Raw genomic sequence first — 11,986 nt, forward strand, 5'->3', positions numbered from 1 at the left:
AGCTGAGCTGCTTCGGGAATGGTCATGAAATAACGGGTGATCTTCGGGTGCGTCACCGTCACTGGCCCGCCCGCGCGAATCTGCGCATAGAACCGGGGAATGACCGAGCCCGACGAACCGAGCACATTACCGAAGCGCACCATGGTGAAACGGGTCTTGTTGACGTGATGCACACTGCCCACAGTGCCAAACAAGCCCGGCGCCGGTTCACGGCTAAGCGCCTGCAGAACCAGCTCAGCAACACGCTTGGTACTGCCCATCACGTTGGTCGGCCGAACAGCCTTGTCGGTAGAGATCAGCACGAAGTTGCTAACACCCGCCTGAACCGCTGCCTGCGCAGTGTTCAGTGTACCGATCACATTGTTCAGTACGCCCTCTGCCACATTGTGCTCGACCATGGGCACATGCTTGTAGGCAGCCGCGTGATAGATCGTTTCCACTCTCCAGGTGCGCATCACATCCAGCAATCGATCAGCATTGCGAATGGAACCCAGGATCGGCATCAGCTTGATCGGCAATGACGTGCGCTCGATCAAACGCTCCAATTCCATATGAATGCTGTAAAGGTTGAACTCGCTGTGTTCGAACAACAGCACCGCCTTTGGCTTGTTCGAAAGGATTTGACGGCACAACTCAGAACCAATGGACCCGCCCGCACCGGTCACCATGACGACCTTGCCACGAATACATTTTTCGAACAGCGCCTGCTGCGGCGGCACCGCATCGCGCCCTAACAGGTCGGCAATGTCCACCTCCTGGATGTCTTCGACCTGCACTTTGCCGCTCGCCAGATCCATAAAGCCCGGCACACTGCGTACATGCAGCGGGAAACACTCGAGCATTTCCAGAATCTCGCGACGACGACCGCGTGAGGCTGATGGAATGGCCAACAAGATCTCGCCTGCCCCCGTATCCTCTACCAGTTGCCCGATGTGCTTGGCCGAATACACACGCAGCCCGGCGATGACCCGGTTTTTCAGGTTCGGATCGTCGTCGATAAACGCCACAGGCCGCATGGCACGGCCCATGCGCAATGCAGCGACCAGCTGATTACCGGCAGCGCCTGCGCCGTATACGGCAACCTTGGGTAGCCCCACCTCCTTCCCTTTGAACTTGGTCAGCGAATCCGGCGAGAACCAGTCGCCCATGAAGTACTGGCGCATCACCAGGCGTAAGCCGCCAATCAGTACCAAGCTCAACCACCAATAGTTGAATACCATCGAGCGCGGTATGACTTTGGGTGCATCGGTTCGCCAATAAACGGCCAGGGAGAGCAGTAATGCCGAAAGCGTGACAGCCTTGGCAATCGCCATCAGTGCATCGTTGCCGAAATAGCGCATCACCGCGCGGTACATGCCGAAGCGTATAAAGAATGGAATAGCGATGACGGGCGCGATACCGAACAGCCAGGCATGGCCATCCAACGGCTCGATATTTTTAGAGTCGCCCAGCCGCACCACAAAGGCCAACCAGAGCGCCACCCATACCAGCACGATATCCGCCGCTAGCTGGATCAAGCGCTTGTAGCGCCGAGGCAAAGAAACCAATCGGGCCCGCAATTTTTCCGCCAAACTCAACACAAACACGCCCCTTCCTTAGCCAACCACTGCTTTGATCACGCGAAATGCAATTAGCGAGTGGCTTAACAGCAAAGCACAAGCCTTCACGATATGAAGCACCTAAACGACAATTCAGACCTGCGGTAGATCTCCAAGAGCTCGAGCCAACGAGCTATCGAACGACGCGATCTCCGGCGCCTTTTCCAGCCACAGTCATAAAGATGTACTTGAAGTAGTTAGCCAGAGTCAGGCTCTTAATCATTTGCTGGTCGGTTTCGGCCAACAAAACCGGCGTCGACATATCGATCTCGCTAACCTGGGCCAGGCCCGTTATGCCAGGGCGCACATCGTAAACACCACGTTTGGCCCGTTCGACCGTCAACTCCTCTTGGTTGAACAGCCCAGGACGTGGTCCCACCAAGCTCATCTCACCCTTGAGCACATTCCAGAGCTGCGGTAGCTCGTCGAGCTTCGTCTTGCGCAAAAAATGACCGAATCGCGTAATCGACGCACTACTGGCCAGATGCGTGGCAACCGACGCCGTGTCCACCCGCATGGTGCGGAACTTAACCAGCGTGAACGGCTGCTTATGGCGACCGACACGCACTTGCCGAAAAATCGGGGAACCTGTATCGAAAAGTCCGACGATCGTAAGTAATACGAGCACAGGAAAGCCGAAAACCAACCCCAGCAGAGAGAAGACAAAATCGAAAATACGGATCACGAAGGTTACCTGCGGATAGTCATTTGACGGGCTCGAAGCAGCGACGCAGGCCCTCTTCGACCGTGTACGGCGGCTTCCAGTCCAACAGCTCGCATGTCTTGCTGATGTCCACTTGCAGAGAGCCTAGCAACCGCTGAGCCATCGCCTTCTTGCCAAGCAACGTAGCACCCAGCTGGAGAAATCCAGCAGGAGCTGGAATTAACTTGGCTGGCTTATCCATCGCCTTGCCTACGCCAAGTAATAGCTCCGTAGTAGACAGGTCCTTGCCGTCGCCTGCGAGAAATATCTGGTTTGCGGCAGCAGGATGGTCGACGCAACGAATGATAAGGTCCACCAGATTATCGACACCGACCAGAGAGCGCTTGTTATGGATAGCACCAAACGGCAGCGGAATACCTCTGTCGATCAACTTGATCATGCTGGCAAAGTTTCCCTTTACACCTGGCCCGTAAACGAGCGGAGGGCGGATTATCACGACCTCCATCCCAGTCTCGGCAGCCAGTTGCATCAGGCCTTGCTCAGCTTCCAGCTTGGAAAGCCCGTAGGGGTCTTCAGGTGCAGGCGCGTCGCTGGATACGAACGGCTTGCCCAAAGGCGTCGACTCACCATTGACCTTGATGGAACTGATATAGATAAAACGCTCGACTCCAGCAGCAGCGGCCTGACGAGCCAGATTAAGCGTGCCTTCCACGTTGACGAGACGGTATTCGCTGAGGGGGTCGGCGAGCTCGTCTTTCATGATATGGGCGCGCGCTGCAGCATGAATGACTACTTGCTGGCCAAGCAGAGGCTGCGACCAATCATTAGCAGCGCAAAGATTGCCTACAGCAAAAGTCGCAAAGCCCAACTGAGCGAGAGGTGAGCGCACCGCGCAGGAAAGGGTGATCCGATCTTGCCGGGATAGGTGGGCGATAATGGTGCCCCCCAAGAAGCCGCTCGCCCCCGTCAACAGGACTTTCATAGAAATACCTGTCTGATGTATTTGACAGGCAATCGAAGCAACAGCATCGGCATAGAAGAAAAAACGCCGTTCTCACGCAATGAACGCAGCATCTCGCGAGTTGATATCAAATTGCTTTTCCAGCCGGCAGTGCTGGCTCCGCCGGTGCGCATTCTGACCCAGTGGGTACCTGCGATTCGATACTTTGCTTGGTCGATCAGCAACAATCTCACAAGAAAATCGAAATCTGCAGCTATCCTGTAGCCTAGCTTATATAGCCCAACACGCTCATACGCAGATTTTCGAATAAAGATTGCTGGGTGTGGCGGCATGAAACCCAAACGAAACATCCAGGGTCGGAAACCCGTCGCGCTATAAGTTCTCACTGGATCTTGCAGATCCTCGTCCGACACGAAATCCACATCACCCATCAATACCTCCAACTCTGGATCAGCCGCGAAGGCTTCAGCGACCTCTTGCAGCACCCGTGAATGGCGATAGAAATCATCTGAGTTGAGGATACCAACAACCTCCCCGGTAGCTCGCTGGACACCTTTATTCATCGCGTCGTAGATCCCGCGGTCAGGCTCGGAAATAAGCTGAGTAACCAGACCGGGATAGTTGCGTACGACATCCAATGTCGCATCGGTAGAACCGCCATCGACCACGATATATTCCAAGTCCGGATAGCCTTGTGCCTGTACCGAGTCGAGTGTCGTTTCGATGGTAGTGGAACTATTGTAGGCCACCGTAATTATTGAAATCTTCAAAGCGTCCCCTTACGCGCGCCCATACTGATCTTCGAACCGCACAATATCGTCTTCGCCCAGATAGGAACCCGACTGAACTTCAATCAGCTCCAATGGGATTACTCCGGGGTTTTCCAGTGCATGGACTTGTCCTACTGGTATGTAGGTCGATTGGTTTTCGGTGACCAAGTAAGTCTTGTCGCCGTTGGTTACCCGTGCAGTCCCGCTGACCACGACCCAATGCTCAGCCCGATGATGATGCATTTGTACAGATAGCTTGGCGCCCGGCTGAACGGTAATGCGCTTGACTTGATAACGGTGCCCGTTGTCGATGGCGTCATACACCCCCCAAGGGCGATAGACCTCCCTGTGATTGAGGTGCTCGTGGCGATTATCAGCTTTGATGCGCTCGACGAGCTTCTTGACGTCCTGCACTTGGTTTTTATGGGCGACCAGCACAGCGTCTTTGGTCTCTACGATTACCAAATCTTCAACCCCCAGCGTTGCCACCAGGCGGCTGTCAGCCTGAACAAAGGAGTTGCGAGTGGCGTGGCCGAGGACGTCGCCCTTGAATACATTTCCTTCGGCATCCTTGTTACTGGCCTCCCAGAGCGCCGACCAAGACCCAACGTCGCTCCAACCAGCATCTAGCGGCACCATGACTGCATCGTTGGTCTTCTCCATCACGGCATAGTCAACGGAGTCCTCCGGACAGGCAGCAAATGCGGCGGCATCTACACGAATGAAATGCATATCCTGCGCTCCGGCCGCGAGCGCCTGACGACAGGCCGAGAGTATTGACGGCTGGTGACGCTCCAGCTCGCCCAGATACCGGCTAGCCCGGAACATAAACATACCGCTGTTCCAAAAGTACTCACCACTCGCCAGGTATTCCTCTGCGATATTCAGACTCGGCTTTTCCACGAAACGGTTCACCGCAAAGCCGCCCTCGCCAAGCTCGTTGCCTTTCTCTATATAGCCGTACCCGGTTTCCGGATTCGTCGGAACGATGCCGAACGTAACGAGCTTGCCATCGATAGCGAACGGCATCGCCGCTTGGATACTGGAGTGGAAGGCGTCTACATCCTGAATCAGGTGATCCGCGGCCAACACGAGCAGAATCGGGTCATCGCCCTCCTGTGTTGCCTGCAACGCAGCCAAGGCGATTGCCGGTGCGGTATTCCGTCCAACAGGCTCGAGTAGAATACTGGCCTGCTCCATACTCAACTGACGGAGCTGCTCTGCAGCGAGGAACCGATGCTGCTCGTTGCAGATCAGCAGAGGCAACCCCGCTTCAAGAACCTCCAGCCGGCGGATGGTCGTCTGCAGCATGGATAACTGCGCATCGGTCAACGCCAGAAACTGCTTGGGATTAAGCTGCCGCGATAACGGCCACAGACGCGAGCCCGAGCCGCCGGCCATAATTACTGGTAGAAGCATTTTATTTTCCTTTGCACATATGCATACGCAGCGCATCCAAATATGCGCGAGAATTGCCATGCACCTTAGCGCTGGCCTCAATTTCAATGATTGGCCACCAGCGATAGGCGCTGTGCTGCTCAATTGGCAGCGTGAGCACGTGGTCAATAGGTAGCAGCAGGTGATAGGCAAGCACTACGTAGTGCGTATCTATACCGTCCTCGGCCCTACCAAAAACGCTATCTGTATAGAAATGCTCATATATGCCAAGCAGCCCCGCAGAAGCACGGTCGAAAGCACTTCCCAGCTCGCCAGAAGTGAGACGTCGGAACGCTTCATCTAGAGTCTCGTTTTTCTGGATACGACCGCCAGGCACGAACCAGAAGCCCTGAGCCGGACGATTTAGACGATGGCCGAGAAGCAACTCGCCATGCTCGTTCTGAACAACAAGATCAATGGACACCAACGGCGTAGAAGCCACTACGCCCCGAAAAGCATCCTCGTCTAGCCACATGCAAGCACTCCCGCAGTCACTGCGACCGTGCCTGTTCGACATTCGAGACATACCATCCATATGCGTTACGCAAACCGTCTTCCAGCGTGATGCTGGCCTCCCAACCGAGGCTCTTGAGGCGAGAGACATCCATCAGTTTGCGAGGCGCACCGTCCGGCTTGTTGCTGTCGAATATCAGCTGTCCCTTGAAGCCGGTGACGCTGGCGATGGTTTCCGCCAGCGTCCGAATAGTGCAATCCACGCCGGTACCAACATTTATGTGCGAAAGCATTGGTTGCGTTGCAGCTTGGCAAGCGGCCTGATCAAGCTCCATGACGTGGACGCTGGCTGCAGCCATATCATCGACATGCAAGAACTCACGCATCGCCTTGCCACTTCCCCAAATCACCACTTCTTTGTCGCCGCGCTGAACAGCTTCGTGGAAACGCCGTAGTAATGCGGGAATCACATGACTGTTGTCGGGATGAAAGTTGTCATGTGGACCATAAAGGTTGGTCGGCATGACGCTGCGGTAGTCGCGCCCATGTTGACGGTTATAGCTCTCGCAGAGCTTGATGCCGGCAATCTTGGCAATGGCATAAGGCTCGTTGGTAGGCTCGAGGGCGCCGGTCAATAACGCCTCCTCCTTCATCGGTTGCTCGGCGTGCTTGGGGTAAATGCATGAGGAGCCGAGGAACAACAGTCTCTGCACGCCATAGGTGTGCGCAGCATGGATGATGTTGGCCTCGATCATCAGGTTCTCGTAGATGAAATCAGCCGAATAAGTGTTGTTGGCATGTATGCCGCCTACCTTGGCTGCGGCTAGATATACCTGCTCGATCGCATGGGACCGGAACCAGGCGTGCACAGCCTGCTGATCGAGCAGATTTAGCTCGTCCCGCTCAGCAGTGAGGATATTGCCGTACCCCAATGCCCGAAGGCGGCGGACAATCGCCGAGCCCACCATGCCGCGATGGCCGGCCACAAATATGGTCTGGTTCAGATAACGGGCCACGGTCAGTTCTCCATCGGTACCGGTACGTCATGGCCATGCTGCTTGAGCAAGGCATGCCGGCGTGCCGCGGTGAGATCCTCGCGAACCATCTCGGCACACATGTCCTGTACTGTAATTTCCGGCACCCAGCCCAGCTTCTCTTTCGCTTTTGATGGATCGCCCAGCAACGTTTCCACTTCGGCAGGACGGAAATAGCGCGGGTCAACCCGGATGATCACATCGCCAACGTTAAGCGCAGGCGCCTTGTCGCCTACGACGGACTCAACGACGGCAGTCTCGTCGACACCACGGCCTTCGAAGCGCAGCGTAATACCCAGCTCCTTTGCCGACCACTCAATGAATTGCCGCACAGAGTACTGGACGCCCGTAGCAATAACGAAATCCTCCGGCTTTGCCTGCTGCAGCATCATCCACTGCATACGCACGTAATCCTTGGCATGGCCCCAATCACGTAGCGCATCGAGGTTGCCTATGAACAAACACTGCTCCAACCCTTGAGCGATATTCGCCAACCCGCGGGTGATCTTTCGGGTCACGAAGGTCTCACCCCGGCGCGGCGACTCATGATTGAAAAGAATGCCGTTACAGGCATACATGCCATAGGCTTCTCGATAATTTACGGTGATCCAGTAAGCGTAGAGTTTCGCTACCGCGTAGGGCGAACGCGGATAGAAAGGCGTGCTCTCCTTCTGCGGAATCTCCTGCACAAGGCCATAGAGTTCAGAAGTAGAAGCCTGATAGAACCGGGTTCTTTTCTCCAACCCCAATAGACGAATGGCCTCGAGAATACGTAAGGTACCCATGGCGTCCACATCGGCGGTGTACTCCGGGGACTCGAAGCTTACCGCGACATGGGACTGTGCCCCCAGATTGTATACCTCTTCCGGCTGAACTTCTTGGATAATTCGGGTCAGGTTCGAAGAGTCGGACAAATCTCCATAGTGCAAAACGAAATTGCGATTATCTACATGCGGGTCTTGATAAATATGATCAACGCGCTGGGTATTGAAAGAAGACGCGCGGCGTTTTATGCCGTGCACCTCATAGCCCTTTTCCAACAAAAGTTCAGCCAGATAGGAGCCATCCTGCCCCGTCACGCCGGTAATTAGAGCCTTTTTCATTCCTTCACCTTAGCCAATCTGAGCTCATCAAGAGAAGTATATTCCAAGAAATCAAGCCACCCCTCCTTCGAGGTATGTTTCAGCTCACGCCCGGAACCAGAAAACACTTTTTTGTAATACATGTACTGTGCAAAAACATTCAGTGCATTCTCCAAGTGTTTTACAATCCCGTCGCGCCAATTATCGCCAGAAGTTGCATTCTTGCGCGCATCCTGATCTGCAGAGTAGAAATTCTCGACCACTCCTCCGTAATTCTTTAGGATATTATGATCACACCCCAATAGAAAAACCCGCTTATACCCCATATAGTGGAGCACCGGCAGCACCATGATCGGGCTTGTCTGCGGCGCAACAACCGGGCAAGTTATATCCGGCACAGAGGTCAGCGAAACCTTCTCGAGACACAAATAATGAACCTCGCGCCCCCTGAACAAACCATATTTCTCCACCGTACCCTTTGTTTGCAAACCGAGCACAATACCTGTAGAGGCTGGAAGCATGGCGTCCGCTTGCCTCAACCACGAAACGTACTCTTCGAAAATCAGCGGCTCATGGTAAGGTGCGAAAAAATGCAGCTTTGGACAAACTTCATTAAGTTGAGGATGCAACATGAAGTTGCTGACGCTAAAGCAGTCCTTTCCCTCGAGAAAACCCAGATCGATTCCTTTAAGACTTGGCCCCGTAGCCAGCAAATAAGCATCTCGCCCAACCGCCGCTTCCTTTAAACGAGAGTTCTTCTTCAAAACTGCCTTATCCCTCAATAACAAATAACGCAGAAGAACCGCCCCCTTTAGCACCAGCGGAAGCAAGCGCGGCGGCGTCCAAGCCTTTAGCAGATAATAAATTTTCTTTTGCATATCCATAAAAATCACTATTCCAGATCTTCGACCAAGTGCCCATAGGTTTGAATTTTGGCCAACGCCTGCAAATGGCTATCGCGCTCCGACTCATCAAAGCGGTACTTGATGACCTTCGCCGGTACGCCGGCAACAATCGCGAACGGCGGAACATCGCGGGTCACCACGCTCCTCGAGGCAACGATGGCTCCTGTACCGATCTTCACGCCAACCATGATTTGGGCGCCTTGACCAATCCACACGTCATCGCCTATCAGGGTTTCCTTAAGCGTCTCGCGCCCGGAAAAACACATTGGCACCCCCACCCGCCTATATTCATGGTCGGCACCTATAATAGAAACGTCTGGCGCCATCAGCAAAAAACGCCCTGCCCTGACCTTCGGATAAATAGTGCAGCCTGCGCCCACAAAGCCAAAGTCATCCAGCGTGAAATCTCTAGCGATATACCTTTGCTTAGACACCACCCAAGACTTCTTAGACACAGCCCTCCATCCATACCTACACTTGCGCAACATCATCAAAAGCTCACGCAAGGCCAAATACAGACTACGATTACGCTTAATCAGCCCTCGCACCAGTCTCCTCCTCATTCAAAAGGCGCCTAAAAACCGAATAAAAAAGAATCGGAAACACCAAATAATCAAGCAAACCAAACAAATATATAATATCAAAAAAAGAGCGCACTAAAAAAATTAACAGCAGAGCCACGAACACCCATCGACTGTCCATCAACAAGAAAAAAAAACTACCCAAAAAGCATAGGAAAAGCGCAAAAAAACCCACCCCATAATAAGCATGAAGCAAAAAAAACGCATTGTGCGGATTTCCATTATAATCCGCAATCATAGGGACACTATTTAAATCTACGCCAAACAAAAAGCCTAACAAATCCATACGCTCCAAGTAACCTACCCACATAACAAAGCGCGGACTATCAACACCTGACGAGAAATTTGTATGAGCGGAAATATAAGCCCCAATATCAGAAGCCAAAAAAACCGGAACAAGCAACACTAAAACACTAAGATTAGCAGCTATGATTTTGTGGCGCGACCATAATGCCACCAAGAAAAGCACAGACGCCATTGCAATTCCCGTCCGGCCATAGAGAGGAATAGAACACACAACCACAGCAGCCATTAGCACAATGGAGACATTTAGCGATCTATAGCATCTAGAAAAAATATAGCCAATAGCGAAAAGCATCAATACTGCAGAGTATCCATTCCTACTATAACCCTCAAACACCATATTAAACTCATCAGGACCATACCCCAAAAAAACAAACCAAACTGTCAAGCCAAGAAAAAGATAAAAAGGAACCTCAAAAAATAGCATGGTGGCGTTGTGATATATAGCCGCCCACGCCATGCCAAAAGCAGCCAAAGCAACAAAGACAGTAAATACACTACGCCCGCCACTTGAAGAAAAATTAGCAACCCCCACCGAAAGCAAAATGAAGAAAATAATTAAAATCGCAAAAAATTGGCGCCCAACTTTATAAGACAGAGTCCAAGCCATCAGAACTAACAAAGACATTCCAAACGCCACACTCACGCCTCGAACGATAACACTCCCAGAGAACATACTGCCGACTGCAGCCAGCAGATAGCACACCCCAAAGAAAATTACCAAACCACGTACATTCAAGTTATCAATCCCTATACTAAATACACTTAAAACAGTTAGCACCAATGAAATGCATGCGCAGAGATTTAAACATAACTGACCGAACAAACACCCACTATTTAGTCATCTCTAATCAGCCAAAACCTTTACACCCGCACAGTATCGCTCTACCAATCCACTCAACTTGGCACACCCTTAATCGCAAAAATCACCCTTAAGTACCTTCGACCAGCGACCGTACAAAAATTTGAAAGAAACAATGAGAAAAGAGCCACTGAAAAGATACAGAGCGCCCCCCCCAAAGCTCCCCAAATATACATCAATGGAATGCCAATAAGCACCGCACTCGAAAATCCTAGAACAGCCCCGAACAGAATATTTCCCGGTTTGTCCACGATGGTGAAGAACGACGAACGCAATCCAAAAAAGAAGACTGGAATCACCGAAAAAATCATCCAAGAGAGAATTACCAGCAACTCATTAGGCACCACATCACGAAACATCAACGGAAAATAATCATAAAGGCCGCGAGCAATCCATACGAACAGAACCACCACAGTGGCTATCAATAAAAAAGCCAGCGAAATTCGTCTGACCATGATCGAAAAGCGCCCAAATGAAACCGCATGAGCACTGACCAATTTTGGATAGAAAAACAGATTCAATGACATTATCAGGACAACAGCCGCTTCCGTTAAACGCGCAGCAATCATATAAACGCCATATGACTCCGGTTGCAGCAGCCAATTAAGCAGAAACTGATCGATCTTGCTGTACAACAAAAACAAGACAAACCCGGCATACGCATACATTGAGCCAGCCACGACCTTCTTCACAGAAGCATCCAGCAACAACTTGTCTGCTTTCCCGCCAGATACTTCTTTAGTCGCCTTACGCGCAAAGATTGTCAAATAGGCTACTAAAATAACCCCCCATTCAGAAAGCTGAACCAAGACGATATGCCAGGCACTAACTGAATGACTATTGACAAGCAGAATAGTTAGCGCCAACAACACGACAATCATCGACACAATTCTTACTATAGCTTGCGTGGCAAGCTTGCCCTCCGCCCGCAGCAACCACTCAACGGTGTCTACCACCCTGACGAACTGAAAAACGATAATCAGCGAGTACAACGCCTCATATTTATCAAAAGCACTTAGACATACCATTAGGGCGCCGACAATGACTATGCTGCCAATGCTCCTAATAAGCATGAGCCTCCAGAGCACCGAAACTGCCTGAGAAGGATGCAGCACAAACTCTCTTATCGCATAAGCATCAAATGAAAACTTCGAAACCCCATAACACAGTGTCGCCAGCGACAGATAAAAAGCAAAGCTCGCAAAAGACTCGGCACCGAGAAGATGCCGAGCTACAAATAGAACTCCTACACCATAGATAAGGCGTAGAAAGTTCTCTAAATAGGTCAGCAAGACCCCTGAATATTTTTTAATATCTTATTCCCTGCTGTCTATTT

11 protein-coding genes and 1 pseudogene are annotated in these 11,986 nt (G+C 51.9%); all 12 read right to left on the minus strand.

Annotation, left to right across the window (positions count from 1 at the left end; genetic code table 11):
* The coding region (locus tag LO50_RS14305; protein WP_425522001.1) for a polysaccharide biosynthesis protein at nucleotides 1–1,571 on the minus strand (1,571 nt) is incomplete at its 3' end.
* Nucleotides 1,572–1,731: 160 nt separating this feature from the next.
* A complete protein-coding gene (locus tag LO50_RS14310; RefSeq protein ID WP_042923412.1) occupies nucleotides 1,732–2,283 on the minus strand; it encodes a sugar transferase in 552 nt (183 codons plus the stop codon).
* A 19-nt stretch (nucleotides 2,284–2,302) separates the two neighbouring features.
* Nucleotides 2,303–3,244: a UDP-glucose 4-epimerase family protein gene (locus LO50_RS14315; RefSeq protein ID WP_042923414.1), complete on the minus strand. Its 942-nt coding sequence runs from the start codon at nucleotides 3,242–3,244 to the stop codon at nucleotides 2,303–2,305.
* The gene (locus tag LO50_RS14320; RefSeq protein ID WP_042923415.1) at nucleotides 3,241–3,993 is read right to left on the minus strand and encodes a glycosyltransferase family 2 protein; all 753 of its coding nucleotides are present in this window, start codon (nucleotides 3,991–3,993) and stop codon (nucleotides 3,241–3,243) included. The genes LO50_RS14315 and LO50_RS14320 overlap by 4 nt, the downstream gene beginning before the upstream one ends.
* Nucleotides 3,994–4,002: 9 nt before the next feature.
* Nucleotides 4,003–5,412: a mannose-1-phosphate guanylyltransferase/mannose-6-phosphate isomerase gene (locus tag LO50_RS14325; RefSeq protein ID WP_044315432.1), complete on the minus strand. Its 1,410-nt coding sequence runs from the start codon at nucleotides 5,410–5,412 to the stop codon at nucleotides 4,003–4,005.
* 1 nt (nucleotide 5,413) lies between these two features.
* Nucleotides 5,414–5,905 (minus strand): GDP-mannose mannosyl hydrolase, encoded by a 492-nt coding sequence (locus tag LO50_RS14330; RefSeq protein ID WP_044315433.1) that lies wholly within the window; start codon nucleotides 5,903–5,905, stop codon nucleotides 5,414–5,416.
* 16 nt (nucleotides 5,906–5,921) lie between these two features.
* Nucleotides 5,922–6,899 (minus strand): GDP-L-fucose synthase, encoded by a 978-nt coding sequence (gene fcl, locus LO50_RS14335; protein ID WP_044315434.1) that lies wholly within the window; start codon nucleotides 6,897–6,899, stop codon nucleotides 5,922–5,924.
* 2 nt (nucleotides 6,900–6,901) lie between these two features.
* Nucleotides 6,902–8,020: a GDP-mannose 4,6-dehydratase gene (gene gmd / locus LO50_RS14340; RefSeq protein ID WP_044315435.1), complete on the minus strand. Its 1,119-nt coding sequence runs from the start codon at nucleotides 8,018–8,020 to the stop codon at nucleotides 6,902–6,904.
* On the minus strand, nucleotides 8,017–8,883 hold the full coding sequence (locus LO50_RS14345) for a hypothetical protein (RefSeq protein WP_044315436.1): 867 nt from the start codon (nucleotides 8,881–8,883) through the stop codon (nucleotides 8,017–8,019). Before LO50_RS14345 ends, gmd begins: the two co-directional genes overlap by 4 nt.
* Before the next feature lie 77 nt (nucleotides 8,884–8,960).
* Nucleotides 8,961–9,140 (minus strand): annotated as a pseudogene (locus LO50_RS25385) (LbetaH domain-containing protein); the annotation flags it as partial.
* Nucleotides 9,141–9,435: 295 nt separating this feature from the next.
* A complete protein-coding gene (locus LO50_RS24730) occupies nucleotides 9,436–10,527 on the minus strand; it encodes a hypothetical protein (protein ID WP_152623983.1) in 1,092 nt (363 codons plus the stop codon).
* A 158-nt stretch (nucleotides 10,528–10,685) separates the two neighbouring features.
* Nucleotides 10,686–11,942 (minus strand): oligosaccharide flippase family protein, encoded by a 1,257-nt coding sequence (locus LO50_RS14360; RefSeq protein ID WP_161794487.1) that lies wholly within the window; start codon nucleotides 11,940–11,942, stop codon nucleotides 10,686–10,688.
* Nucleotides 11,943–11,986 lie beyond the last annotated feature (44 nt).

The organism is Stutzerimonas stutzeri (assembly GCF_000935215.1).
Classification (GTDB): domain Bacteria; phylum Pseudomonadota; class Gammaproteobacteria; order Pseudomonadales; family Pseudomonadaceae; genus Stutzerimonas.